We start from the raw sequence: 25608 nt of genomic DNA, 5'->3' as shown, positions 1-25608 counted from the left end.
GCACGCGTGCGGGGGAGCATGAGGTTTCCGGCCAGCGGCCGACGCTACCCTCACAGCTCCTCGACCACCACGTTGCGGTTGGTGTAGATGCAGATGTCGCCGGCGATGCCGATCGCTTCGCTGGCAATGGTGCGCGCATCCAGCGCGGTGTGCGCCATCAGCGCGCGCGCCGCAGACAGCGCGTACGAGCCACCGGAGCCGATGGCGATGATGCCGTCCTCTGGCTCGATCACATCGCCGGTGCCGCTGATGATCAGCGAGGTTTCCTTGTCTGCCACCGCCAACAGGGCTTCCAGCTTGCCCAGGCGGCGCTCGGTGCGCCAATCCTTGGCCAGTTCGACCGCCGCGCGCTGCAACTGGCCGTGCTTCTCCAGCTTGGCCTCGAACAGCTCGAACAGGGTGAAGGCATCGGCGGCCGCACCGGCGAAGCCGGCCAGCACCTGGCCGTCGCGGCCAAGGCGGCGCACCTTGCGTGCATTGCCCTTCATCACGGTGTGGCCCAGCGTGACCTGGCCGTCGCCGGCGATGGCCACGTGCTCGCCGCGACGGACGCAGACGATGGTGGTGGCGTGGAAAACGTTGGGGTTCTGACTGGGGTCCATGATGCCTCCGGGGTGACAGAACCAGAGGTGGGGACTGCGCTGCGCCCTTCAAGCCACCCGCGACCGGCCGCCGCAGGGGCAACGTTCAGCTTTCTCCGCTGCCGTCGTTGCTGCGTCGGCGCTTCGCGCGCGGGTGCGCGGCGTCGTAGACCTTGGCCAGGTGCTGGAAATCGAGGTGGGTGTAGATCTGCGTGGTAGCGATGTCGGCGTGGCCGAGCAGTTCCTGCACGCCGCGCAGGTCACCGGACGATTCCAGGATGTGGCTGGCAAAACTGTGCCGCAGCATGTGCGGATGCACCTGTTTGAACAGGCCCTGGCGCTGCGCCAGCTGGCGGATGCGGATCTGTACCGCACGCGGGCTGATCGGCCCGTTGCGGCCGGGGAATACCGGCGAAGCCGGGCCGCCACCACTTTCCGCGCGCCAGGCCTGCAGCGCTTCGCGCGCCGGCCGGCCGAACGGCACCCTGCGCTGGCGGTTGCCCTTGCCCAGCACGTTGACCAGGCCGCTGTCGAAATCCAGATCGCGCCAGGTCAGCGCGCAGACTTCGCTCAGGCGCAGGCCCGAGGAATAGAACAGCTCCAGCAGCGCGCGGTCACGCCGGCCGAGGTCGCCGTCCGGCTCCAGCTCGACCAGCTGCACGGCCTCATCGGCATCGAGAACCTGCGGCAAGCGGCGCGGCGCGCGCGGGGCCTTCAACGTCGCCGCCGGGCTGGCCTCGATGCGTCCGTGCTTGAGCAGCCACGCGTAGAAGCTTCGGCAGGCCGACAGGCGGCGCTGCAGGCTCTTGGCCGACAGCCCGCGCCGATGCTCGTCGGCCACGAACTGGCGCAACGCATCGGCATCCAGTGCTTCCACGGCCACGCCGCGCGGCTCGGCCCAGGCCGACAGCGCGTCCAGGTCGCGGCGATAGGCGTCGAGCGTATGCGCCGACATCCGCCGCTCCACCTGCAGGTGCTGCAGGAAGGCCTGTACCGCGCTCATCGCCGTCGTACCCTGCTCAGCCCGCGAAGCGCTTCAGGCCAGTGGCCAGGGCGTCGCCCATCATGCGCAGGAACAACGTGCCCATGCCCGGGTAGAAGCGGTTCGGGTCGTGGCTGCCGACCGCGATCAGGCCCACCCCCGGCAGTGGCAGCAGCGCGGTGGTCTGCACTTCCTCGCTGCGCGCGCCGTACAGCACGGCGTTCTTTTCCGGCTGCAGGCGGCCGCAGATCGGCTCGCCGTCCTTCAGGCAGTCGCGGAACGGCCCCAGCTGCGGATCATCGGCAGCGATCACCTGCAGCCAGTCGGCCTGCTCCAGCCCGGCCACCGGCGCATGCACCACCAGCCGCACCAGGTCGCCGGCGAAGTCTTCCTCAAGCGATGCGGCCATCGCGCGCAGGGTGTCAGCCGCGTTGTCCTGCTTCATCAGTGCCAGGGTCAGCTGGTGCGTACGCACCGCCAGCCGTTCATTGACCTGGGCGGTCGCGCCCAGGTCGGCCAACCGTCGCGCCAGCTCGCGGTTCTTCTCGCGCAGCACTTCCAGCTGGTAGCTGGCCAGCGACGCGGTCGGGCCGTCATCACGCGGCACCACCAGGGTCAGCGCCAGGTCCGGGAACTGCTTGAGGAAGCCCGGATGACGCCGCAACCAGGCAGCGACTTCATGGGCCCCGAGCTTGTCGACGGTTTCGGTCATGCCACCCACTCCCCTTCGAAGACGAATGCGGTCGGGCCGGCCATCACCACCGGCTGGCCCTCGCCCGGCCACTGGATGCGCAGGTCACCGCCGGGCAGGCTGATGCGGGCATCCCGCTGCAGGCGGCCGCGCTGCATCAGGGTCACCGCGGCGGCGCAGGCGCCACTGCCGCAGGCCAGGGTTTCGCCGACGCCGCGCTCGAACACGCGCAGGCGGGCGTGCGCCGGGCCCATGACCTGGGCAAAGCCCACGTTCACCGACCTCGGGAACGACGCGTGCTGCTGCAGCAGCGCACCCACGCGCTCGACCGGTGCGGCATCGATCAGGCCCACTTCGATCACGGCATGCGGGTTGCCCATCGACACTGCGGCGAAGCGTACGCTCTCGCCCTGCAGCGGCAGCAGGTATTCCTCGCGCGGGTGGGCAAAGCCCACCAGCGGCACGTTGGCCGGCTCGAACGCGGGCACCCCCATGGTCACGGCGAACTGGCCATCGCCCAGCACCTTCACTTCATGGCTGGCCAACGGGCTGTCGATGACGAACTGCTCGCCCTGCGCACTGCCTTCGCGCACCAGCCAGGCCGCGATGCAGCGCGCGCCGTTGCCGCACTGTTCGGAGTTGGAGCCGTCGGCATTCCAGATGCGGTACGAGGCCACCGAACCGTCCGCACGCGGCGCCTCGATGGTCAGGATCTGGTCGCAGCCGACGCCGGTGTGGCGGTCGGCCAGGCGCGCGGCCAGTTCAGGCGTGGGCGGCGCGGTGCCGTCACGCAGATCAATCACTACGAAATCATTGCCCGCGCCATGCATCTTGCTGAAGCGCAGGGCCTTGGAACCGGCCTTACTCATTCCCGCTGCCCGCCTTCTTCTCCGGCGCGGGTGCCGGCTGGGCGGCCGGTGCGGCCGGGTCCACGGTCGTGGCCGGGGTAGCGGTGCCCTGGGTCTGCGCCGGGGTCGCCTCGGTGGCGGGCTCAGCTGCCGGTTCGACGGTCTCTTCCACCGGCACCGGCTTCTGCGGCAGTACCAGCGGGCCCTTGTTGCCGCAGGCGGCGAGGAACAGCAGCGAGGCCGCTGCCAGCGGAATCAGGATGGCGTTTCGATGGGGGATCTTCATGCCCCGAGTATAGCCATTGGCGGCTGAGCGGTTGGTGCAGGGGATCGGGTTGCCGGCCAGCGGCCGGCACTACCGCCGGTGCTCAATCCGCGGGGGGCGGCAGTGGCCGGGTCCACAGCCAGATCGCCACCACGGTCATGCTGCCGATCGAGAACCACTTCACCCACGCGATCGGCACGCACCACAGCATGATGCAGGCGCACACGGCCATGGTGATCGTGGCCATCCACTTGCCGTAGCGGCTGACCGCGCCGTGCGCCTGCCAGTTGGCGATGGCCGGGCCGAAGCGCGGATGCTGCAGCAGCCAGGTGTGCAGGCGCTCGGATCCGCGCGAGGCGGCCCACGCCGATATCAGGATGAACACGGTGGTGGGAAGGCCCGGCACGAAGATGCCGACGATGCCGGTGCCCAGGCTGGCGTAGGCCAGCAGCCACCACGCCCAGCGGAAACGCACCACGCGTGGCGGCACAGCGCTATCGCCGGAGGCTGGTGGTTCGGGCAGGCTCATGGCCGCAAGGATACCGGTTCGGGGCGCCGGGAATGCCCGGCACCCCTTCACGCTCAAGGCTGGGCGATGCCCAGCTGCTGCAGCACGAATGCGTACGACTCGGACAGCTCGCGGTAGCGCTGGAAGCGCCCCGACTTGCCGCCGTGGCCGGCTTCCATGTTGGTGCGGAACAGGATCGGGTAGTGGCCGGTGTTGTCATCCCGCAGCTTGGCCACCCACTTGGCCGGTTCCCAGTACTGCACCTGCGAATCCCACAGGCCGGTGCCCACGAACAGCGCCGGGTAGGCCTGCCGCTTCACGTTGTCGTAGGGCGAGTAGGACAGCATGTAGTCGTAATACTGTTTCTGTTCCGGGTTGCCCCACTCGTCGTACTCGTTGGTGGTCAGCGGAATGGTCGGGTCGAGCATGGTGGTGACCACGTCGACGAACGGCACCTGCGCCACCATCACCCGGTAATCCTGCGGGGCCTGGTTGGCCACCGCGCCCATCAGCAGGCCACCGGCGCTGCCGCCGGACGCGGCGACGCGATCCTTCGCCGCCCAACCCTGCGCGACCAGGCCGCGGGTGACATCGATGAAGTCGTTGAAGGTGTTCTGCTTGTGCAGCAGCTTGCCGTTCTCGTACCAGTCGCGGCCCATCTCCTGGCCGCCGCGGATGTGGGCGATGGCATACACCACGCCACGATCGAGCAGGCTGACCGCCGTCTGGTTGAAGTACGGGTCCATCGACATGCCGTAGCTGCCGTAGGCGTACTGGAACAGCGCGCCCTTGCCATCCTTCTGGTAGCCCTTGCGGTAGACCAGCGACACCGGCACCTTCACCCCATCACGCGCGGTGATCCAGACGCGATCGGTTTCGTACTTCGAGACGTCATAGCCGATCACCGGCTGCACCTTCAGTTGGCGGCGCTCACCGGTGGCGGTGTTCAGTTCGAACACGGTGGTCGGGGTGGTCATCGAGGTGTAGACGTAGCGCAGCCACGGCGTGTCGGCCTCGGTGTTGTCGCCCAGGCCCATCGAATACGCCGGCTCATCAGCCTTCACGTAGTCGCTGCGGCCATCCTTGAACAGCAGGCGGATACGCTCCAGGCCCTCGGAACGTTCGGCGATGGCGGTGTACGCATCGAACAGTTCAAAGCCCTCGATGAACACCGCATCGTCGTGCGCGATCCAATCCTTCCATTGCGCGCGCGAGGTGGCATCGGTCGGCGCAGTGACCAGCTTGAAGTTCTTCGCACCGTCGTTGGTGCGGATCACCCAGCGGCCGTCGTAGTGGTCGGCGTCGTATTCGACGTCGCGCTGGCGCGGGGCCAGCACGGTGAACGTGGTCGGATCGTTGGCCGGCGCGTAGCGCTCTTCCGACGACACCGTGCTGTGCACGCCGATGGTGATGAAGCGATCGTCGCGGGTGCGGCCGATGCCCATGTAGAAGCTGTCGTCCTGTTCTTCGTAGACCACGGTGTCGGCGCTGACCGGGGTGCCCAGCACGTGCTTTTTCACCCGCACGGTCAGCAGCGTTTCCGGATCGTTCTCGACGTACAGCACGGTGCGGTTGTCGTCGGCCCAGACCAGGTCGCCGGAGCTGCCGGTGATCACATCGGGCAGCACCTGGCCGGTGCGCAGGTCCTTGAAGCGGATCGTGTACTGGCGGCGGCCGACATCATCATCGGCCCAGGCCAGCAGCTGGTTGTCCTGGCTCACTTCCATCGAGCCGACGCTGAAATAGCCCTTGCCGGCGGCCATGGCGTTGACGTCCAGCAGGATCTCCTCGGCGGCCTCCATGCTGCCCTTGCGGCGCGCGTGGATCGGATAGTCCTGGCCGGTCTCGAAGCGGCTGTAATACCAGTAACCGCGCTCGCGCGCCGGCACGCTGGAATCATCCTGCTTGATGCGGCCGACGATCTCCTTGTAGAGGGTGTCTTCGAGCGGCTTGAGCGGCGCCAGCACCTGGTCGGCGTAGGCATTCTCGGCCTGCAGGTAAGCCAGCATGTCCTCGTTCTCGCGCTTGTCGTCGCGCAGCCAGTAATAGTCATCGTTGCGGGTCGCGCCGAACGGCGCCTTGACCACATGCGGATGCCTGGCGGCATCCGGCGGAACGGGCGGAGTGGCGGCGGTAGCAGTCGTGGTCATCAGGCTGGCGAGCAACAGGCAGAGGGTGGACTTCATGAAATAGGGTTCCTGGCGCATCAATGCAATGGTCTTCGGCGGGGTCACATCCGTTTTCCCGAAAGGGGATCTGACCCCAATCCCGGCAATGCGGCAACCCTGCGGATCGTCATGGTGGCCATGCCTGCCGGTAGTGCCGGCCGCAGGCCGGCAACCGACCCACCCGCAGGCCGTGAGGTTGCCGGCCAGCGGCCGGCACTACCGGAGCGCGTGACCCCGGCGCGCGGCGTACCATGGGCACATGAGCACCCTGCCCCACCCGCCGGGCTACAGCCGGCGCAGCCATGAAATCGCCCCGTTCCACGTGATGTCCCTGCTGGCCCGCGCGCAGGCGCTGGAACAGGCCGGCCACGATGTGATCCACCTGGAAATCGGCGAGCCGGACTTCACCACGGCCGAACCGGTCGTGCGTGCCGGCCAGGCCGCATTGGCCGCCGGCCATACCCGCTACACCGCTGCACGCGGCCTGCCGGCGCTGCGCCAGGCGATCAGCGGCTTCTATCGCAGCCACTACGGGCTGGACGTCGACCCTGAACGCATCCTGGTCACTCCGGGCGGCTCCGGTGCGCTGCTGCTGGCCAGCAGCCTGCTGGTCGACCCCGGGCGCCACTGGCTGCTGGCCGACCCCGGTTATCCGTGCAACCGTCATTTCCTGCGCCTGGTGGAAGGCGGCGCGCAGCTGGTGCCGGTTGGCCCGGACACGGCCTACCAGCTCACCCCCTCCCTGGTCGAACAGCACTGGAACGCCGACAGCGTCGGCGCGCTGGTCGCCTCGCCGGCCAACCCCACCGGCACCGTGCTTGCCGCCGACGAACTGGCGGCACTGTCGCAGGCCCTGCACGCGCGGGGCGGCCACCTGGTGGTCGACGAGATCTACCACGGCCTGACCTACGGCCTGGATGCGCCCAGCGTGCTGCAGGTGGACGACAGCGCGTTCGTGCTGAACAGTTTCTCCAAGTACTTCGGCATGACCGGCTGGCGGCTGGGCTGGCTGGTGGCCCCCCCGGCAGCGGTACCGGACCTGGAGAAGCTGGCGCAGAACCTGTACATCAGCGCCTCCAGCATCGCCCAGCACGCCGCGCTGGCGTGTTTCAGCGAAGAATCGATGGCGATCTTCGAGCAGCGTCGCGAAGCGTTCCGCCAGCGTCGCGACTTCCTGCTGCCCGCGCTGCGTGAGCTGGGCTTCCGTATCGAGGTCGAGCCGCAGGGCGCGTTCTACCTGTACGCCGACGTCAGCGCCTTCACCGACGATGCGCAGGCGTTCTGCGCCCACTTCCTGGAAACCGAGCACGTGGCGTTCACCCCGGGCCTGGATTTCGGTTTCCATCGCGCCAACCAGCACGTGCGGCTGGCGTACACGCAGGAAGTACCCCGGTTGCAGGAGGCGGTGGCGCGGATCGCGCGCGGGTTGAAGCGCTGGCAGGGATCACGTTGACGGTAGTGCCGGCCGCTGGCCGGCAACCAGGGAATGCGTGAATGATGCAGTTGCCGGCCAGCGGCCGGCACTACCGGCAAAGAAAAACGCCGCCCTCGGGCGGCGTTTTCCGTTCTGCTTACTTGCCGCCCAGCCGCTCCCACAGGAAGCTGTAAGCCAGCGCCGACATGTGCGCGGCCTGCGCGTTGTTGGCGGCGCCGCCGTGGCCCCCTTCGATGTTCTCGTAGTAGGTCACGTCCTTGCCGGCGTCGATCATCTTCGCGGCCATCTTGCGGGCGTGGCCCGGGTGCACGCGGTCGTCGCGGGTCGAGGTGGTGAACAGCACCGGCGGGTAGTTCTTCTTCGCGTTGAACAGGTGGTACGGCGAGAAGGTCTTGATGAACTCCCAGTCGCTGGTATCCGGGTTGCCGTACTCGGCCATCCACGAGGCACCGGCCAGCAGGTGGCTGTAGCGCTTCATGTCCAGCAGCGGCACCTGCACCACCACCGCACCGAACAGCTCCGGGTACTGGGTCAGCATGTTGCCGGTCAGCAGGCCACCGTTGCTGCCGCCCTGCACGCCCAGGTGCTTGGCGCTGGTGATCTTGCGCTTGACCAGGTCCCGCGCCACCGCAGCCATGTCTTCATAGGCCTTGTGACGGTTCTGCTTCAGCGCCGCCTGGTGCCAGCGCGGGCCGTACTCGCCGCCGCCGCGGATGTTGGCGACCACATACACACCGCCCTTCTCCAGCCAGGCGCGGCCCATGCCACCGGAATAGCTCGGGGTCAGCGAGATCTCGAAGCCACCGTAGCCGTACAGCAGCGTCGGATTGGAGCCATCGAGCTTCATCGCCCTGTCGTGCACCACGAAGTACGGCACGCGGGTGCCGTCCTTGCTGGTGGCGAAGTGCTGCTCGATCACCTTGCCCTTGGCATCGAAGAAGGCCGGCATGGTCTTCAGCGTTTCCGGTGCCTGGCCGATCTCGGCCAGGGCCAGCGTGGTCGGGGTCAGGTAGTCGGTTGCAGTCAGCCACACCGCATCGCTGTCGCTGCTGTCCACGGCCGCCACGCCCAGCGTGCCAAAGGCCGGCGCGCCCACGAAGCGGGTGGTCTGCCAGCCATTGGCGCCCGGGGTCAGCACCGACAGGCGGTTCTTGACGTCGTCCAGCACATTCAGCACCAGGTGGTTCTTGGTCCAGGTGGCGCTGGCCAGCGAGGTGGTCGCGGTCGGGGTGAACAGCACGTCGAACTCGCGCTTGCCGGCCAGGAAGTCATCCAGCTTCGTCGCCAGCAGCGAACCGGACGCGTACGTCTTTCCGCCCACGGTCCACGGATCGCGCAGCTCCAGGGTCAGCCACTGCTTGTGCAGGCCCTTCTCGGCCGAATTCGGCGCGTCGATCTTGGTCAGCGTGCCGTCGTCCCCGCGCAGGTAGATCTCGTTGTTGTAGAACGCCAGGGTGCGGCTGACCAGGTTGCGTTCGAAGCCCGGGGTGTCGTCGTGCATCGCCGCGATGTACATGTCCTCCGGCTTGCCTTCATACACCACGGTGGCCGAGGCCATCGGCGTGCCGCGCTTCCACAGCTTGGCCACGCGCGGGTAGCCGGAGGTGGTCATCGAGCCGGCACCGAAGTCGGTGTAGACGAACACGGTGTCGCGATCGACCCAGTTGAGGCCGCCCTTCGACTCCGGACGGAAGAAGCCGTCCTTGATCCAGGTCTTGTTGGCCAGGTCGAACTCGCGGGTCACGTCGGCGTCGGCACCGCCGCGCGACAGCGCGATCAGGCAGCGGCTGTAATCCGGGCGCAGGCAGTCGGCGCCGTGCCAGACCCAGTTCTCACCCTCGGCCTTGTTCAGTGCATCCAGGTCGAGCACGGTCTCCCACTGCGGCGAGGCCTTGCGGTACTCGGCCAGGGTGGTGCGCCGCCACAGGCCGCGCTCGTGCTGCTGGTCCTTCCAGAAGTTGTAGTAGTAGTCACCGATCTTCTGCACGCCGGGAATCTTGGCATCGGAGTCGAGCACCTCGCGGATGCGGGTCTCCATCTGCTTGAAGGCCGGGGTCTGCGCCAGGCGCGCCTCGGACTTGGCATTCTGTTCCTTGACCCAGGACAGCGGCTTGTCGCCGGTGACGTCCTCCAGCCAGGCGTAGCGATCGGTGTCTTCAGCGGCCACGGCGGTCCCCACCGAGGCAGCGGTCATCATGCCGGCCAGCAGGCAGGCGGAAGCGAGTCGTGACATTGCAGCTCCAGGCAGTCATAAGCCGTGGAACGCTAGCACGGAATGTCGTGGCCTCCCCCGTGTCGAAGGTCAGGCCGTGGCGGCCGGGCTGCGCCGGCCACGCGAGGCCGGAACAGGCCTGCGCCGCGCCTGTCCACCGGTACGCCGCGCCAGCCGCAGCCCTGGCAGGCGCGGCAGTGGAAAGCGCAGCAGCGCCCACCAGGCCACCAGCGGCATGCCCACCAGCCACATCGGCAGCCAGCCCAGCCACGTGCTGTTGCCACGTGCCGCCGGCCAGACCAGCACCAGCGCCAGCCCGGCCAGGGCCAGCTGCCGCACGCCACGCAGCAGGCGCGGGTCGGCGCGTTCGACAATGCGTTCAGTTGCAGGGCGACGGACGGAACGTGCGTTCATGGGGCTTCTCCGGTAGACAATGCAACACAGCTTGGGCAAGCCCCTTCTCACAGGTTGCGACACCATTGACGGATCGCGCACGCTCAGTCGACCATGCTCAGGCAAAGCCCTCCTGAGCCCGCTCCCGCATGACTTCGATCCGCCCGCTCTGCGCCGTGTTGCTGGCCCTGTCCCTGGCGGGTCCCGCCATGGCGGCCGGTGAGCCGCCATCACCCCGTGCCAGCGTCCCGCGCGCCGCCGATCCGGATGCACCGATCGACCTGAAGCGCTTCATGGGCACCTGGTACGTGATCGGCCGCGTGCCGAACTTCATCGAGCGCGGGCACGTGGCCAGCGTCAACGAGTACGAACTGCGCGACGCGCACAAGGTCGGCATCACCTACCGTTACCGCGATGGCTTCGGCGAACCGCTGCAGGAAGTGCGCGCGCGCGCCAGCGTCGACCCGGACAGCGGCAACCACGGCTGGCGCACCTGGTTCTACCGCGTGGTGCCCACCCATTCGCGGGTGCTGGAAGTCGCTCCGGATTACTCGTGGGCGCTGATCGGTTATCCGGGCCGTGAGATGGCCTGGATCTTCTCGCGCACGCCGGACATGGACAAAGCCCTGTACAAGGAGCTGGCCGAGCGCCTGCGTGACGAGTACGGGGTAAACACCGACAAGCTCAAGCGCGTGCCGCAGCACCCGGAGCAGGTCGGCAAGCTGGGCTACGAAGTACCGAACGCGCGTTGACCGGATCGTGGGCGCGGATCCGGGGCCGCGCGTCCAGGATTCATGCCGCCCGAGGCTGCACGCGGCGTTCGATCTCGCTGCGTGTTGGCAATGTCTTGAGATCGTAGGCCGCCTGCATCGCAAGCCAGGAAGCGGCATCCCCGCCGAAATGCCGTGCCAACCGCGCTGCCGTGTCCGCCGAGATGCTGCGCTGACCGTGGACGATGGCGTGCAGCCGCGTTGCGGGCACATCAAGCGCCTTCGCCAGCGCATTCACGCTCAGCGACAGGGGCAGCAGAAACTCTTCGCGCAGGATCTCGCCAGGATGGATGGCGCGCATGCCGTTGTGGGGACGCTTCATGGCGGGCACCTCAGTGATAGTCAACAATTTCCACGGCATCGGCGCCGCTGTCGGTCCAGGTGAAACAGAGCCGCCACTGATCATTGATGCGGAGGCTGTATTGTCCTCTCCGATCACCTGACAGCGCCTCAAGACGATTCCCGGGCGGGCTGCGCAGGAAGGCCAGCGGCTGTGCCGAATCGAGCAGCTGGAGTTTACGTTCAGCCGCGCGTCGTATCGGGCGCCAAGCGCGAGGGCAGGCTCCTTCAAACAGGGCGCGGGTCTGCTTGCAGCGGAATGAACGGATCATTCCGCCAAACGTATTACGCCTTACGGAACATACCAAGGAACGCGATGTGCTGCCAGTCCCAGTCTGGCGATATCGATCCCTGATGGGCGTGGCGGCTTCCAGAGCCCGGCGCTATGACAGGCACCCCGTCGACCCTCTGCAGGCTGCAAGCTGCCGGCCAGCGGCCGGCACTACCCGAACGATGCCGGGCGCCGCCCGGCACTCTGTTATCTGCGGCTGTAATGCGCGACCAGGCGGTCGCCGAGCATCTGCAGCACCTGCACCAGCACCAGCAGCAGGACCACGGTGACCAGGGCGACGTCGGTGTGCGAACGCTGGTAACCATCGCGGAACGCCAGGTCGCCAAGGCCGCCCGAGCCGATCGCACCGCCCATCGCGGTGAAGCCGATCAGGGCCACGGTGGTGACCGTCGCACCGGCAATCAGGCCCGGGCGCGCTTCCGGCAGCAGCACGCGGGTGACCAGCTGCCAGGTGGTGGCACCCATCGCCTGGGTCGCCTCGATCACGCCCCGATCCACTTCGCGCAGCGCGGTCTCGACCAGGCGCGCGTAGAACGGCGCGGCACCAATGACCAGCGGCACGATCGCACCGCGCACGCCCAGCGAGGTGCCCATCAGGAACAGCGTGACCGGGATCAGCACGATCATCAGGATGATGAAAGGCACCGAGCGCAGCAGGTTCACCACCAGCGCCAGTGCACCGTAGGCGAACGGACGCCGCTTCATCTGCGGCGCGCCGAACAGGTACAGCAGCACGCCCAGCGGCAGGCCGATGGCCAGGGTCAGCGGCAGCGAACCAAGCAGCATCAGCAGGGTGTCGAGGGTCGCCTGGCCGATGTCGGCCCACTTGCCCGCATCCAGATGGCGGAAGAAACCACCGGCAGTGGCGATGATCATCGACGCAGCTCCTCAACATGCACGCCGGCAGCCACGAACGCGGCCTGCGCGGCGGACTGGTCGCCGCCCACCAGGGCGACCACCAGCTGGCCATACGGGGTGTCCTTGATCCGGTCGATACGCCCGGACAGGATGTTGTAGTCGACCCCGGTCTGGCGCGCGACGCTGCCGAGCAGGGGTTCGTAGGTGTCACCGCCGAGGAAGGTCAGGCGCACGATGCGCCCGCCGACCACGTCGAAATCGCGGTGCAACGCGCCTTCGTCCACATGCTCCGACTCGCTGACGAACCGGCGCGTGGTCGGGTGCTGCGGGTGCAGGAAGACGCGGGTAACCGGTCCGGTTTCGACCATCTGGCCGGCATCGAGCACGGCGACGCGGTCGCAGACGCGGCGGATCACATCCATCTCGTGGGTGATCAGCACGATGGTCAGGCCGAGCTCGCGGTTGATCTTCGACAGCAGCGACAGCACCGATGCAGTGGTCTGCGGGTCGAGCGCACTGGTGGCCTCGTCGCACAGCAGGATCTGCGGGCGGGTCGCCAGCGCACGGGCGATGCCGACGCGCTGCTTCTGGCCACCGGACAGCTGCGCCGGATACTTCTGCGCATGCGCTTCCAGGCCGACGGTCTGCAGCAGTTCGGCCACGCGCGCATCGATCTCCGCCTTCGGCGTCCCGGCCAGCTCCAGCGGGAAGGCGACATTGCCGGCCACGGTGCGCGAGGACAGCAGGTTGAAGTGCTGGAAGATCATGCCGATGCGCCGGCGCAGCGCGCGCAGGCCGTCCGCGTCCAGCGCGGTGACATCCTCGCCGCCGATCAGCAACCGCCCGCCACTGGGTTCTTCCAGCCGGTTGATCATGCGGATCAGGGTCGATTTGCCGGCGCCGGAATGGCCGATGATGCCGAATACCTCACCGGCTTCGATGGTCAGGTCCAGCGGTTGCAGCGCGCTGACTTCGCGGCCGGCAACGGCATAGGATTTGTGCAGGCGCTGGAACTCGATCACGGGCGTGGCTCACCGGCTGGGTGACGGAAGGGGGCGTGCAGCCTACCAGCGCAGGCGGTCGCGCGCCCGCGCCATGGGCCAGAATGTTATTCCTTTTGGTTCTAAGCCGCCCGCGCCGGCGCGTAGGCCGGGGTCAGAGCCCCTGCGGGATCCGACCCCGGGGTCGGATACCCGCAGGGGCTCTGACCGCATTCCCTGGCCCAACCGGCTCAGGGATGATCCAGCGGCTTCGGCGGCTCCTGCCGGTTCACCCGCTCGCGGTGCAGCAGGTACAGACCGGAGGCGACGATGATCGCGGCGCCCACCCAGGTATAGCCGTCGGGCAGCTGGCCCCAGAAGGCCAGGTCCCAGCCGATCACCCAGACCAGCCCGCTGTACTCCAGCGGCGCGATCATCGAGGCCTCGCCCAGCTGGAAAGCCTTGGTCAGGGCGATCTGGCCCAGGGCCCCGGCCAGGCCCATGCCGGCGATCAGCGGCGCATGCGCCAGCTGCAGCGGCACCCAGCCGGGAATGGACAGCAGGCCGGCACCGATGGCCATGATGACCAGGAACCACACCACCATCGACTGCGAGGTATCGGTGCGGGTCAGCAGGCTGACCGTGATCGCCGCCACGGCATAGGCGGTTGCCGCCGCCAGCACCATCAGGCCGGGCACCGAAATGAAGCCGTCCACGCCCGGACGCAGCACCACCAGCACGCCGACCAGGCCGATGCCGATGGCGACCCAGCGCCGCGGCCCGACCCGCTCGCCCAGCAGCGGCACCGACAAGGCGGCGATCAGCAGCGGGGCGACGAAGTAGATGGTGTAGGCGGTGGACAGCGGCAGGTCGCGCAGGGCGAACACGAAGCAGCCGATCATCGCCATGCCCAGCGCCCCGCGCAGCAGGTGCAGGCCCCAGCGGCGCGGCACCAGCGAACGCGGCCCCGCGCTGGCCAGCACCCACACCAGCACGAACGGCAACGAGGCGGCGCCGCGCAGGAAGGTCACTTCCAGGGTGGGGTAGCTGGCCGACAGCTGCTTCATGCCAGCGTCCATCAGCGAGAAACAGGCGACCGCAGCGACCATCCAGGCCACCGCGCGCGAAGGGGAGCGTTGCACGTTCATGGCCCATTATCGCCCGGTCGTCGCCTTCTGCAGAACACGGGCATGCGGGCCCTCGCGATAGAATGGTCGCCACTGAATCCTGCGGAGCATCGCCCATGCCTTCCTTCGACGTCGTGTCCGAAGTCGACACCCACGAACTGACCAACGCCATCGACCAGGCCAACCGCGAACTGAGCACCCGCTTCGACTTCAAGGGCGTGGATGCCCGGTTCGAACGCGACGGCGATGTGATCAACCAGACCGCGCCGACCGAGTTCCAGCTCAAGCAGATGAACGACATCCTGCGCGCACGCCTGGCCGCGCGCGGCATCGACGTGCTCAGCCTGGAGTTCGGTGACATCGAGACCAACCTGGCCCAGGCCCGGCAGAAGATCACCGTCAAGCAGGGCATCGAGCAGAAGATCGCCAAGAAGATCGCCGCTGCACTGAAGGACGCCAAGCTGAAGGTGGAAAGCCAGATCAACGGCGACAAGCTGCGCGTGCAGGGCAAGAAGCGCGACGATCTGCAGGAGGCCATCGCAGTGCTGAAAGCGGGCAAGTTCGAGCTGCCGCTGCAGTTCAACAACTTCCGCGACTGATCGATCCGGCCGGGCCGTGCCCGGCGATCCCCGCGTCAATCGCGCAGCAGCTTGTACAGCGTGGTGCGCGAGATACCCAGCTGGCGCGCAGCCAGGCTGAGATTGCCGTCCGCGGCCTGCGCCGCGCGGCGTGCCGCCTCGCGCTGCTGCTGACGCAGCAGTGGCGTACCGGTGGTGTTGCTGGCACGGCGCGGCGTACCGCGCCGCGCCGCGCACCGCGGCCCCTGCAGATGCTGCAGGTAGACCGCACTGCCCTCGCCCAGCCGGACCCGATGCGGTGCACCGGGTTGCAGCAGGCGGCGCCGCTGTGCCGCACTGGCGCCGGCAAACAGCACGCCCAGGTCCAGCAAGGGCAACGGCCCGCGCCTGGGCAGGCCCAGCAGGCGCCGCGCAACGCGGTTGGCCGCGCGCAGCTGGCCATCCTCCTGCACTGCCAGCAGCCCCTGCAGCGGCGACAGCAACCAGCGCGGATCATGCTGCACTGCCAGCAGGTGGACGTCGGCCAGCGCACTGAACAGGCGATTCTCGCTGGCCAGCGCCGCCTGCCGGAAATAGCCCTGCAGCAAGGACGGATCCCGCTCGCCCAGGCCGGTAATGTCGATCGCCCCGCAGACCCGGCCATCGGGATCATGCAGCGGCTCACTCAGGCAGAACACCGGGGCGAAACGCTGCAGGTAGTGCTCGTTGCCACGCACCAGCGCAGGCAGGTCGTCGGCCAGGCTGACCGCCGGTGCGGTGGTGCCGATCACGCTCTCGCCGAGCCGCCGCCCGACCTGGATCGGCCGCAGCAGGGGCGCGTCTTCCAGGCCATGCGCCTGCTGCGCGATTACCATGCCATCGCGGTTGGCGCAGAACATCGTCCAGCCGCGCCCACCGAACGCGGCCCACAGCTGTTCGAGCTCGGGCCGCACGCAGCCCGCCAGGCGCCGGTCATCGGGATGGGACAGGTGGCGGCCGTCTCCCAGCAGCGGTGGATAGCAGGGCTCCTGTCCCGGCTGCAGGCCCGCCGCACGCGAGCGCTGCCACGACCGCTGCAGGGGCAACGGCAACAGCCGCAATGACTGCGCATCGCCCTCGGCGAAGGCGGCACGCGCCGCCACCACCTGCTGTTGCCCGACTGTCGTGGCCATCATCACCTGCGCCCTCCGCCGGTGGCCGATGCGGCCACGGCTACCGAGGGTACACCTGCGTTGCCGCGGCGAACCAGGCGCCGCGGCAACGCATCGTTTCATGCCGCGATGCGCAGGATCGGCTTCAGCGTGATGCCACGGGTGCTGTCTTCGGCGGCCTGGTTGATCTGTTCCAGCGGATAGAACTTCACCAGCTTGTCGAACGGGAAGCGTCCCTGCTGGAACAGGGCCACCAGCTGCGGAATGAACACCTGCGGCACGCTGTCGCCCTCGACGATGCCACGGATGCTGCGGCCCCCCAGCAGCAGGTTGTTGACATCGAAGCTGGCAGTGGTGCCCAGCTTCGGCGCACCCACCACGCCCATCATGCCCCGTCCGCCGAGCGCCTCGATCCCGGCTGAAAGCACCTCCGGGCGCCCGGTCGATTCCAGCGCGTAGTCGGCCCCGCCGCCGGTGATCGCACGCACCGCCTCGACCACGTCAGTCTCGCGACTGTTGACCACGTGCGTGGCCCCCAGCTCCAGCGCCAGTTCCAGGCGCGATGGCACCACATCGATGGCGATGATGGTGGTGGCGCCGGCCACCTTGGCCGCCATCACCGCGCTCAGCCCGACCGCACCGGCACCGTAGCTGGCGAAGCTGCTGCCGGACCGTACCTGCAGTGCATTGAGCACCGCACCGGCGCCGGTCTGGATGCCACAGCCCAGCGGGCCGAGCAGTTCCAGTGGCGCATCGTCGGGCACCTTGATCGCGTTGATCTCGCGCGCCAGCGCATAGGTGGCGAACGAGGACTGTGCAAAGAAGTGGTCGTGCAGCGGCTGGCCGTGCGCATCGGTGATCGCGGTATGGCCGTGGCCATCGTCGCCACCGAAATTCAATGCGAAGAAGTCCCGGCAGTAGGCGCCGTGACCGCCGCGGCAGGGATTGCAGTGGCCGCAGGCACCATAGGTCAGCACCACGTGGTCACCCACCTGCAGCGCCTTGACGTTGGGCCCGACCGCTTCGACGATGCCGGCACCTTCGTGGCCGAGCACAGCCGGCAATGGCACCGGGTAGTACTGGTCGCGCACGATCAGGTCGGTGTGGCACAGGCCGGCGGCCACCACTTTCACCCGTACTTCGTCATCCTGCACGCCACGCAGCGTGGCCTGCTCGATGACGAAGGGCTGTTCCTTGCCGCGCACAACGGCAGCGGTGATCTCACGGGATGCAGCGTCGTTGTTCATGCGTGGGTCCTCCTGGATCAGATCGGGTAGGCGGGCGCTTCGCCCTTGACGGTCAACCACTGCCACTGGGTGAATTCTTCCCCGTTGGCCGGGCCGCCGATGCTGGTGCCGTTGCCGGACGCACCCACGCCGCCGAAGGGATTGATCACCTCGTCGTTCACTGTCTGGTCGTTGATGTGCAGCAGGCCGGTGCGCAGGCGCTCACCCAGCTGCAGCGCGCGACCGACATCGCTGGAGACGATGGCCATCGACAGCCCGTACTCGCTGTTGTTTGCCAGCTGCACGGCGTGGTCGTCGTCGTCGAACGGCACCACCACGGCGACCGGCGCGAAGATCTCTTCGTTGAACGCGGGATTGCCGGCGTCGACGTTGCCGAGCACGGTCGGTGCGAAAAACAGATCGTGGTACGTGCCACCGGCTTCCAGCGAAGCGCCGGCCTGCACCGCCTGCTCGACCACGCGCGCGGCATGGTCGCGCTGGCCGGCATTGATCAACGGGCCGATTGCCACGTCTTCGCGCGCCGGATCCCCCACCTTCAGCGACGCCGCCTTGGCCACCAGCTTCTGCAGGAACGCATCATGGATCTTCCTGTGCACCAGCACGCGGCCGGTGGCCATGCAGATCTGTCCCTGGTGCAGGTAGACGCCCCATGCCGTATTGGCCACCGCCAGCTCGAGATCGGCGTCGTCAAGAATGATCAGCGAATTCTTGCCGCCCAGCTCCAGCGAAACCTTCTTCAGGTGCCGGCCTGCGGCTTCTCCCACCTTGCGCCCGGCCGCGGTGGAGCCGGTGAACTGGATCATCGCCACGTTCGGATCGCTGGTCAGTGCGGCGCCGGCGGCGCCGTCACCCGGCAGCACGTGCAGGACGCCCGCGGGCAAGCCGGCCTGCTCGAACAGGCGGGCAATCACCGCGCCACCACATACCGCCGTGCGTGGGTCCGGCTTGAGCACCACCGCATTGCCCAGCGCGATCGCCGGGGCCACCGCGCGCATCGCCAGATACAGTGGAAAATTGAACGGTGAAATGACGCCGACCACGCCCAGCGGGCGACGCCGCGCCAGGTTCAGCCGGCCGGGTTCGGAGGGCAGGATCTCGCCCACACTGCGCGACGGTAGTGCGGCGGCCTCGTGCAGCGCCTTGACGGTCACCTTGGCCTCGAAGCCGGCCTTCAGGCGGGTCGATCCGCTTTCGCGGACCAGCCATTCCACCAGGGTGTCGACATTCTCCTCGGCCAGCCGCGCGGCGGTGCGCAGCACCTGTGCGCGCTGCTCATAGGGAGCCGCGGCCCAGGCCTGCTGGGCCTGCGCCGCAGCGGCTGCCGAACGCGCGACCTGCGCCGGGTCGGCCAGGCCGATCTCGCCGAGCGCCCGGCCGGTGGCCGGCTCGATCACCGGCTGCCGCTGCACGGCGGCCTGCCAACGGCCATCAAAGAAGGTGCCGGACCAGAGCGCATCCGGCAGCCACGGGGAAGTTGCAGTCATGGGTGTCCTCCTGTGTCGTGCGTCCATTCCACGCCCACCGCCGTCGGCAGGCAATCCGCCATCCGCCGCTGGCCTGCAAGGGATTGACGTGGCGGGGATTTCCAGCATCGCCGCTGTCCAGTTCCTGCACAGTGAACGGCGCGTAGCGGCACACGCCTACAATGGGCGGCCCCGCCAGCCGACGTGCCCGCCATGACCGATTCCCCCCTGCCCATCGATGACCCGATCGCCGCTACCCGCCTGTGGCTGGAGCGCATCGTCATCGGCCTGAACCTGTGCCCGTTCGCCAAGGCGGTGTATGTGAAGGAGCAGGTCCGCATCGTGCTCAGCGATGCGACCACGCCCGAAGCGCTGGTTGAGCAGCTGGCCGAGGAGCTGGTGCTGCTGCGCGATACGCCGGCCGAGCAGATCGATACCACGCTGATCGTGCACCCGCAGGTGCTGACCGACTTCCTCGACTACAACGATTTCCTCGACAACGCCGACGCGGCCATCGAGGCGCTGGACCTGCAGGGCATCCTGCAGGTGGCCAGCTTCCACCCGGACTACCAGTTCGAAGGCGTGGCGGCGGACGATGCCAGCAACTACACCAACCGCTCCCCCTTCCCAACCCTGCACCTGCTGCGCGAAGACAGCGTGGCGCGCGCGGTGGACGTCTATCCGGACCCGGACGTGATCGTCGAGCGCAACATCCAGACCCTCGACCGCATCGGCGTGGACGGCTGGCACCGCCGCCTGCGTGGCGAGGACCTGACGTGAGCACGGTGCCATCGATTGCCCCATGGCCGGCCGCGCCGCTGTCGGGCAAGGTGGTGCTGGTCACTGGCGGCGCCAACGGCATCGGCCGTGGCATTGCCCAGTCCGTGCTCGGTGCAGGCGGCCGCGTGCTGATCGGCGACCTCGACGTGGACGCAGGGCAGGCCTGCCTGGACGAATGGCAGCGCGGCGATGACGCCGCGTTCCAGCGCCTGGACATCATGGACGAAGCCAGCGTGCGCGGTTTCGTCGCGGCCGCGCTGCAGCGTTTCGGCCGCATCGATGGACTGGTCAACAATGCCGGCATCGCCGCACCGCACGGCACGCTGCTGCAGGACATGGACTGGGACGAATGGCAGCGCCGCCTGTCGTCGCTGCACGGTGCCTTCCTGTGCAGCAAGCACGCGCTGCCGGCGCTGTCGGCGAACGCTGCGGGCGCGATCATCAACCTCGCCTCCACCCGGGCCTGGCAGTCCGAAGCGCACAGCGAAGCCTACGCCGCAGCCAAGGGCGGGCTGGTCGCCTTCACCCATGCGCTGGCGATCAGTGCCGGCCCGGCGGTGCGGGTCAACAGCATCAGCCCCGGCTGGATCGGTACGGCGGCGTGGCAGGCGCCTTCGCGCCGCCACGCACCCGCGTACTCGGCCATTGACCATGCACAGCACCCGGTCGGTCGTGTCGGCCGCCCCGAGGACATCGGTGCGCTGGCGGTGTACCTGCTGTCCTCACTGTCCGGCTTCAGCACCGGCCAGGATTTCATCGTCGACGGCGGCATGACCCGGAAGATGATCTACGCCGAATGACCCGCCTCCGGTAGTGCCGGCCGCTGGCCGGCATTCCGGTGGGTCCACGCCCTGCGTGGATAACGGTGACGTGCCAACCAGGGTTGGCCCCGCCACACTGAGGGTTTACGCCATGCCCGAGTGGCGCAGCAGCGCGTCGATCTGCGGGGCACGACCACGGAAGGCCTTGAAGTTCTCCGCTGCCGGACGGCTGCCACCCCGCGACAGGATTTCATCGCGGAAGCGTGCGCCGGTTTCGGCCACTGCCTGCGGTGCTTCCTCGAACGCGGCATAGGCGTCGGCACTGAGCACTTCAGCCCACTTGTAGCTGTAGTAACCGGCCGCGTAACCGCCGGCGAAGATGTGGCTGAACTGGTGCGGGAAGCGGTTCCAGACCGGCGGGTGGTTCACCGCCACCTCGGCGCGCACGCGGTCCAGCAGGGCCAGCACGCTGTCCTGCGCCGGTTCGAACTGGCTGTGCAGCAGCATGTCGAACAGGCCGAACTCCAGCTGGCGCACGGTGGCCATGCCGCTGTGGAAGTTGCGCGCGGCCAGCATGCGCTCATACAGCGCGCGCGGCAGCGGCTCGCCCGTGTCCACGTGCGCGGTCATGCCCTGCAGGTGCGCCCATTCCCAGCAGAAGTTCTCCATGAACTGGCTGGGCAGTTCCACTGCATCCCATTCCACGCCATTGATCCCGGCCACACCCAGCTCGCCGATGCGGGTCAGCAGCTGGTGCAGGCCATGGCCCATCTCGTGGAACAGCGTGGTCACTTCGTTGTGGCTGAAGGTGGCCGGCTTGCCGTTGGCGCCACGTCCGAAGTTGCACACCAGGTAGACCAGCGGCGTCTGCACGCTGCCGTCGGCGCGCACGCGACGGTTGCGGCAGTCATCCATCCACGCGCCACCGCGCTTGCCCTCGCGTGCGTACAGGTCCAGGTAGAACTGGCCGACCAGCGCGCCCTGCGCATCGACCAGGCGGAAGAAGCGCACGTCTTCGTGCCAGACCGGCGCGCTGTCCTCCTGCACATGCAGGCCATACAGCTGCTCGATCACCGAGAACAGGCCGCCCAGCACCTTCGGCTCGGTGAAGTACTGCTTCACTTCCTGCTCGGAATAGCTGTAACGCGCCTGCTTCAGGCGGTCGGCGGCGAACGCCAGGTCCCAGGCCTGCAGGTCGTCGATGCCCAGCTGCGCGCGTGCGAACTGCTCCAGCTCGGCCCGGTCGCGGGCCGCGAACGGCTTGGCACGCGCGGCCAGGTCGCGCAGGAAGCCAAGCACTTCGGCCGGGTCCTGCGCCATCTTGGTCGCCACCGAGTAATGGCCGTACGAATCGAAGCCGAGCAACGCGGCCAGTTCGGCGCGCAGGGCCAGAATGCGGTCGATGTTGCCACTGTTGTCCAGGGCCTCGTCGCCGAACTCGGACGCACGCTGCGCGCTGGCGCGGTACAGGATCTCGCGCAGGTCGCGGTCTTCGGCCCAGGTCTGCACCGGCAAGTAGCACGGCATCTGCAGGGTCAGTTTCCAGCCGGTCCTGCCGTCCTTCTCTGCCGCAGCGCGCGCGGCGGCCTTCACGTCTTCCGGCAGGCCCTGCAGCCGCGCTTCGTCCTCGATGAACAGCGACCATGCATCGGTGGCGTCGAGCACGTTCTGCGAGAACTTGGCCGACAGCGCCGACAGTTCCTCCTTGATCGCAGCGAAACGCTGCTGCGCCTCCGGCGCCAGCTCGGCACCGCCCAGCCGGAAGTCACGCAGCGTGTTGTCCAGCACCTTGCGCCGGGCTTCATCGAAGTGTGCTGCCTCCGGGCTGGCGGCCAGTGCCTGGTATTGGCGATACAGCGCCAGGTTCTGGCCCAGCGCACTGGCGAAGCGGGTCACCCGCGGCAGATTGCTGTTGTAGGCCTCACGCAGTTCGGGCGTGTTGACCACGCCCTGCAGGTGACCGACCAGCCCCCAGGCGCGCCACAGGCGCTCGGTGGCATCGTCCAGCGGGGTCACGAAGGTGTCCCAGCGCACCGGCTGCACCTGCTCGGCCGCGCTGACGGCGGCTTCGGCCTCGGCCAGCAGCACGTCCAGCGCCGGCGCCACGTGCTCGGGGCGGATCGCCTCGAAGCGCGGCAGGCCGGAAAAATCGAGCAGGGGGTTGGCAACGGTCACGGCAGATCTCCAGGGGACGGGCCCGGCACGCGGGCAGCGTTCCCGATATGGCGCTGCCAGGTGCGGCTGACAAGGGGGCGTGCATTGCCGTTCACGTCGGCCTGACGGCCGCGCGCCGAAGCTCTGGCTGCGGGGGAGTCCGCAGCGGTACTTATCGAACGAGGCCCTACATGGAAGGTCTGGCTGCAGTTGCATCCGCCGCACCGCCGCGCTCGCTGGCATTAACCGCCAGTGCGGCCGAGCTGGCCTGGATCGCCGCGCTGTGCGATGCCGGCGACGACGCCCCGCGCCATCTGCAGCAGCTGCAGGCGGTACTGCAGCAGGGGGGCACCTTCAACGACGCCCAGGAGTGGTACCCGTTCGAGGTGATCGAGCGCGGCGCCAGCCAGTTGCAGCTGGGCCACGAACGTGAGTTCGTGATCTGCGTGCTGCTGTGGCTGCAGGCGCTGGCCCAGGGCCGCGCCAGCATCCTGGACCCCAGCCTGCACCTGGATGACCGCGCGATGGATATCGAGGCGTTGCCGGACGCGCTGCGCGACGCCGTGCTGGATGCGTTCACTGCGGCGGGATATTGAGACGGCCCGGCGACGGGCAGAGTCGACGGTTGGTCGACCATCGCGCGCAGCGCGGCAATTTCACGACCTGAACGGAGAGCAGTCGAGCAACCGTCGACGCTACCCAGCCGATGCAGATCCGGCCGTGCGTTGCCGTGCTACAGCGCTTCCAGACTGCACCACGGCAGTTCGGGCAAGCCCTGCCCGGCCACCGCTGCGGCCAGCTGTGCGTCGGCGCCGTCGACATCGATCCCCATCCGCGCGTACCACGCCGGGTCGTAGTAACTCTGCGCATAGCGCTCGCCGCTGTCGCACAGGATGCTGACGATGCTGCCGCGGTGGCCCGCCTCGCGCATCCACTGCGCGGCCTGCAGCACGCCGATGAAGTTGGTCCCGGTCGAGCCGCCGACGCGGCGCCCCAACTGCCGGCTCACATGGCGCATGGCGGCCAGGCTCAGCGCATCGGGCACCTTCACCATCGCATCGACGCTGGTCGGGATGAAACTCGGCTCCACCCGCGGCCGGCCGATGCCTTCCACGCGCGAACCACCGCTGCAGGTCAGCGCGCGCCAGTCCTGTTCACCCGCCACAGCGGCCCTGTAACCATCGAAGAACACCGACACTTCCGGGTCCGCGCACAGGATGCGGGTGTCATGCCGGCGGTAGCTGACATAACGGCCCAACGTGGCTGCGGTGCCGCCGGTGCCGGGGCTGCATACGATCCATTCCGGAACCGGGCTGGGCTCTTCGGCCATCTGCTTGAAGATGGACTCGGCGATGTTGTTGTTGGCGCGCCAGTCGGTCGCGCGCTCGGCATAGGTGAACTGGTCCATGAAGTGGCCGCCGGTTTCGCGGGCCAGCTTTTCCGAATCACAGTTGAGGTCGCAGGCGCGCTCGACCAGGTGGCAGCGGCCACCGTGGAATTCGATCGCGGCGATCTTCTCCGGCGAGGTGGTGGCCGGGATCACGGCGATGAACGGCAGGCCGAGCAGGCGCGCGAAATAGGCTTCGGACACCGCGGTCGAGCCGCTGGACGCTTCGATCACGGGCCTTCCTTCGCGCAGCCAGCCATTGGCCAGCGCGTACAGGAACAGCGAACGCGCCAGCCGATGCTTGAGGCTGCCGGTGGGATGGCTCGATTCATCCTTCAGGTAGAGGTCGATGCCCTCGAACCCGGGCAGTGCCAGCGGGATCAGGTGCGTATCGGCGGAACGGTTGAAATCGGCTTCGATCTTGCGGATGGCGGCGGCCACCCATTCACGCTGCGACATGGCGGGCAATCGTCTTCAGGACGGAACGGTGCGATCCAGCCATTGTACGTCGCAGTGCCGTCAGGTGCCGGCCGGTAGAATGGGCCATCCGGCCGGCAACGGCCCTGTCTGAAGGACCTCCCCCATGACCATTCCCGCCCTGCGCGATGTCCCCGGCGTCGCCGCCCAGGCCCCGGCCGAAACCAGCGGCTTTGTGTTCAACCACACCATGCTGCGGGTCAAGGACATCACCGCCTCGCTAGACTTCTACACCCGCGTACTCGGCTACCAGCTGATCGACAAGCGCGACTTCCCCGAGGCCCAGTTCAGCCTGTACTTCCTGGCCTATGTGCCGACCGGCGCGGTGGTGCCGGAAGACGACAGCCAGCGCCGCCTGTGGATGGCCGGCCTGCCGGGCGTGCTGGAACTGACCCACAACCACGGCACCGAGACCCAGCAGGGCGCGGTCTACCACGACGGCAACAGCGACCCGCGCGGCTTCGGCCACATCTGCGTGTCGGTGCCGGACATCGAGGCGGCCTGCCAGCGCTTCGAAGACCTGGGCGTGACTTTCCAGAAGCGCCTGACCGACGGCCGCATGAAGAACCTGGCCTTCATCAAGGACCCGGACGGCTACTGGGTCGAGATCATCGCCAACTGACAAAAAGGGGACGGAGGGGATTAAGCCGTTTCTGGCACTATTGGCCGGAAGCGACTTAATCCCCTCCGTCCCCTTTTTTGCGAGGTTCGCATGGAAACGATGGAACTGCACCGCGGCCGCTTGATCGACCACCTGCAGCTGGTGGTGCGTGACCTGGCCGCCAGCCGCCGCTTCTACCAGGCGGTGTTTGATACGATCGGCGTGCCGCTGGGCGGCGAAGGGCCGGACTTCTTCTGGGCCGACGAGCTGTTCATTTCCAGCGCCAGCAGCAAGGCTGCCGCTGGCCAGTTGACCGGCCGCCACCATCTGGCGTTCCAGGCACGTGACAGCGCGACCGTCGATGCCTTCCACACCGCCGCGATCGCCGCAGGTGGCACCGACAACGGCGCGCCGGGCGAACGTCCCTACCATCCGGGCTACTACGGCGCCTTCGTGCTCGACCCGGATGGCAACAACATCGAAGTGGTCTACCACGGCCCGGCCAGTTACAGCGCCGATTCGGTGAAGGTCACGTTCTGATTTCACCGGCGCCGTGAACGAAGAAGCCGGGCAATGCCCGG

General features: G+C 68.0%; 27 protein-coding genes. 8 read left to right on the top strand and 19 right to left on the bottom strand.

Annotation, left to right across the window (positions count from 1 at the left end; all coding sequences use genetic code 11):
* Positions 1-50: 50 nt before the first annotated feature.
* From hslV to LRM18_RS08970, 7 genes are all read right to left on the bottom strand, one after another.
* Positions 51-602, bottom strand: a complete 552-nt coding sequence (gene hslV / locus LRM18_RS09000) for an ATP-dependent protease subunit HslV (protein WP_049464619.1) — start codon at positions 600-602, stop codon at positions 51-53.
* An 85-nt stretch (positions 603-687) separates the two neighbouring features.
* Positions 688-1584 (bottom strand): tyrosine recombinase XerC, encoded by an 897-nt coding sequence (gene xerC, locus LRM18_RS08995; protein WP_164082546.1) that lies wholly within the window; start codon positions 1582-1584, stop codon positions 688-690.
* 16 nt (positions 1585-1600) lie between these two features.
* Positions 1601-2275, bottom strand: coding sequence for a DUF484 family protein (locus LRM18_RS08990; RefSeq protein ID WP_270953643.1), 675 nt, complete (start codon positions 2273-2275; stop codon positions 1601-1603).
* Positions 2272-3123 (bottom strand): diaminopimelate epimerase, encoded by an 852-nt coding sequence (gene dapF / locus LRM18_RS08985; protein WP_270953641.1) that lies wholly within the window; start codon positions 3121-3123, stop codon positions 2272-2274. Before dapF ends, LRM18_RS08990 begins: the two co-directional genes overlap by 4 nt.
* Positions 3116-3388, bottom strand: a complete 273-nt coding sequence (locus LRM18_RS08980; RefSeq protein WP_270953639.1) for a lipoprotein — start codon at positions 3386-3388, stop codon at positions 3116-3118. Before LRM18_RS08980 ends, dapF begins: the two co-directional genes overlap by 8 nt.
* A gap of 82 nt (positions 3389-3470) precedes the next feature.
* Complete coding sequence (locus LRM18_RS08975) at positions 3471-3896, bottom strand: YbaN family protein (protein WP_103282035.1); 426 nt, start codon at positions 3894-3896, stop codon at positions 3471-3473.
* Positions 3897-3949: 53 nt separating this feature from the next.
* Entirely contained in the window at positions 3950-6061 is a 2112-nt protein-coding gene (locus LRM18_RS08970) for a S9 family peptidase (RefSeq protein ID WP_270953636.1), read from the bottom strand.
* A gap of 241 nt (positions 6062-6302) precedes the next feature.
* On the opposite strand from LRM18_RS08970, the gene LRM18_RS08965 reads away from it, so the two are divergent.
* Positions 6303-7496: a pyridoxal phosphate-dependent aminotransferase gene (locus LRM18_RS08965; RefSeq protein WP_270953635.1), complete on the top strand. Its 1194-nt coding sequence runs from the start codon at positions 6303-6305 to the stop codon at positions 7494-7496.
* Positions 7497-7614: 118 nt separating this feature from the next.
* Here the strand turns inward: LRM18_RS08965 and LRM18_RS08960 are convergent, their stop codons facing one another.
* The gene (locus LRM18_RS08960) at positions 7615-9711 is read right to left on the bottom strand and encodes a prolyl oligopeptidase family serine peptidase (RefSeq protein ID WP_270953633.1); all 2097 of its coding nucleotides are present in this window, start codon (positions 9709-9711) and stop codon (positions 7615-7617) included.
* A 69-nt stretch (positions 9712-9780) separates the two neighbouring features.
* The gene (locus tag LRM18_RS08955; RefSeq protein WP_270953631.1) at positions 9781-10104 is read right to left on the bottom strand and encodes a hypothetical protein; all 324 of its coding nucleotides are present in this window, start codon (positions 10102-10104) and stop codon (positions 9781-9783) included.
* 128 nt (positions 10105-10232) lie between these two features.
* Here LRM18_RS08955 and LRM18_RS08950 point away from each other — a divergent pair, with 128 nt between their 5' ends.
* Positions 10233-10835: a lipocalin family protein gene (locus tag LRM18_RS08950; RefSeq protein WP_049464637.1), complete on the top strand. Its 603-nt coding sequence runs from the start codon at positions 10233-10235 to the stop codon at positions 10833-10835.
* 40 nt (positions 10836-10875) lie between these two features.
* Here the strand turns inward: LRM18_RS08950 and LRM18_RS08945 are convergent, their stop codons facing one another.
* The 5 genes from LRM18_RS08945 to LRM18_RS08925 all read right to left on the bottom strand — a co-directional run bounded on the left by LRM18_RS08945 (position 10876) and on the right by LRM18_RS08925 (position 14470).
* On the bottom strand, positions 10876-11175 hold the full coding sequence (locus LRM18_RS08945) for a HigA family addiction module antitoxin (protein ID WP_049439995.1): 300 nt from the start codon (positions 11173-11175) through the stop codon (positions 10876-10878).
* A gap of 10 nt (positions 11176-11185) precedes the next feature.
* Positions 11186-11464 (bottom strand): type II toxin-antitoxin system RelE/ParE family toxin, encoded by a 279-nt coding sequence (locus tag LRM18_RS08940; RefSeq protein ID WP_270953626.1) that lies wholly within the window; start codon positions 11462-11464, stop codon positions 11186-11188.
* Positions 11465-11670: 206 nt separating this feature from the next.
* Positions 11671-12360 (bottom strand): methionine ABC transporter permease, encoded by a 690-nt coding sequence (locus LRM18_RS08935; protein WP_064239224.1) that lies wholly within the window; start codon positions 12358-12360, stop codon positions 11671-11673.
* A complete protein-coding gene (locus LRM18_RS08930; protein WP_010481369.1) occupies positions 12357-13364 on the bottom strand; it encodes a methionine ABC transporter ATP-binding protein in 1008 nt (335 codons plus the stop codon). Before LRM18_RS08930 ends, LRM18_RS08935 begins: the two co-directional genes overlap by 4 nt.
* 209 nt (positions 13365-13573) lie before the next feature.
* Positions 13574-14470 carry a DMT family transporter gene (locus LRM18_RS08925; protein WP_014038546.1) on the bottom strand — a complete coding sequence of 299 codons (897 nt, stop codon included), beginning with the start codon at positions 14468-14470 and terminating at the stop codon, positions 13574-13576.
* Between the two features lie 95 nt (positions 14471-14565).
* Here LRM18_RS08925 and LRM18_RS08920 point away from each other — a divergent pair, with 95 nt between their 5' ends.
* Complete coding sequence (locus LRM18_RS08920) at positions 14566-15048, top strand: YajQ family cyclic di-GMP-binding protein (RefSeq protein ID WP_049464641.1); 483 nt, start codon at positions 14566-14568, stop codon at positions 15046-15048.
* 35 nt (positions 15049-15083) lie between these two features.
* Here LRM18_RS08920 and LRM18_RS08915 read toward each other — a convergent pair whose 3' ends face one another.
* The 3 genes from LRM18_RS08915 to LRM18_RS08905 form a co-directional block, all read right to left on the bottom strand.
* Positions 15084-16181, bottom strand: coding sequence for a helix-turn-helix domain-containing protein (locus LRM18_RS08915; RefSeq protein WP_053461427.1), 1098 nt, complete (start codon positions 16179-16181; stop codon positions 15084-15086).
* A gap of 95 nt (positions 16182-16276) precedes the next feature.
* Complete coding sequence (locus LRM18_RS08910; protein ID WP_049464645.1) at positions 16277-17404, bottom strand: NAD(P)-dependent alcohol dehydrogenase; 1128 nt, start codon at positions 17402-17404, stop codon at positions 16277-16279.
* A 17-nt stretch (positions 17405-17421) separates the two neighbouring features.
* Positions 17422-18888: a benzaldehyde dehydrogenase gene (locus tag LRM18_RS08905; RefSeq protein ID WP_270953618.1), complete on the bottom strand. Its 1467-nt coding sequence runs from the start codon at positions 18886-18888 to the stop codon at positions 17422-17424.
* A gap of 192 nt (positions 18889-19080) precedes the next feature.
* On the opposite strand from LRM18_RS08905, the gene LRM18_RS08900 reads away from it, so the two are divergent.
* Both LRM18_RS08900 and LRM18_RS08895 read left to right on the top strand, forming a co-directional pair.
* A complete protein-coding gene (locus LRM18_RS08900) occupies positions 19081-19647 on the top strand; it encodes a DUF1415 domain-containing protein (RefSeq protein WP_103282041.1) in 567 nt (188 codons plus the stop codon).
* A complete protein-coding gene (locus LRM18_RS08895; protein WP_270953615.1) occupies positions 19644-20447 on the top strand; it encodes an SDR family oxidoreductase in 804 nt (267 codons plus the stop codon). Before LRM18_RS08900 ends, LRM18_RS08895 begins: the two co-directional genes overlap by 4 nt.
* Positions 20448-20552: 105 nt before the next feature.
* Here LRM18_RS08895 and LRM18_RS08890 read toward each other — a convergent pair whose 3' ends face one another.
* Positions 20553-22583 carry a M3 family metallopeptidase gene (locus tag LRM18_RS08890; RefSeq protein ID WP_270953613.1) on the bottom strand — a complete coding sequence of 677 codons (2031 nt, stop codon included), beginning with the start codon at positions 22581-22583 and terminating at the stop codon, positions 20553-20555.
* Between the two features lie 170 nt (positions 22584-22753).
* Here LRM18_RS08890 and LRM18_RS08885 point away from each other — a divergent pair, with 170 nt between their 5' ends.
* Positions 22754-23158 carry a hypothetical protein gene (locus LRM18_RS08885; protein ID WP_049464654.1) on the top strand — a complete coding sequence of 135 codons (405 nt, stop codon included), beginning with the start codon at positions 22754-22756 and terminating at the stop codon, positions 23156-23158.
* A 137-nt stretch (positions 23159-23295) separates the two neighbouring features.
* Here LRM18_RS08885 and LRM18_RS08880 read toward each other — a convergent pair whose 3' ends face one another.
* Entirely contained in the window at positions 23296-24408 is a 1113-nt protein-coding gene (locus tag LRM18_RS08880) for a PLP-dependent cysteine synthase family protein (RefSeq protein ID WP_057495081.1), read from the bottom strand.
* A gap of 124 nt (positions 24409-24532) precedes the next feature.
* On the opposite strand from LRM18_RS08880, the gene gloA reads away from it, so the two are divergent.
* Together gloA and LRM18_RS08870 are read left to right on the top strand one after the other, a co-directional pair.
* Entirely contained in the window at positions 24533-25048 is a 516-nt protein-coding gene (gene gloA, locus LRM18_RS08875; RefSeq protein WP_270953610.1) for a lactoylglutathione lyase, read from the top strand.
* A 90-nt stretch (positions 25049-25138) separates the two neighbouring features.
* On the top strand, positions 25139-25567 hold the full coding sequence (locus LRM18_RS08870) for a VOC family protein (protein ID WP_049464657.1): 429 nt from the start codon (positions 25139-25141) through the stop codon (positions 25565-25567).
* Positions 25568-25608: the final 41 nt, after the last annotated feature.

This window comes from Stenotrophomonas sp. PI_27, from assembly GCF_027854495.1.
GTDB lineage: Bacteria > Pseudomonadota > Gammaproteobacteria > Xanthomonadales > Xanthomonadaceae > Stenotrophomonas > Stenotrophomonas pavanii.
Note: the sequence above shows the minus strand (reverse complement) of the source record. Positions and strands in the feature narration are given on the sequence as shown.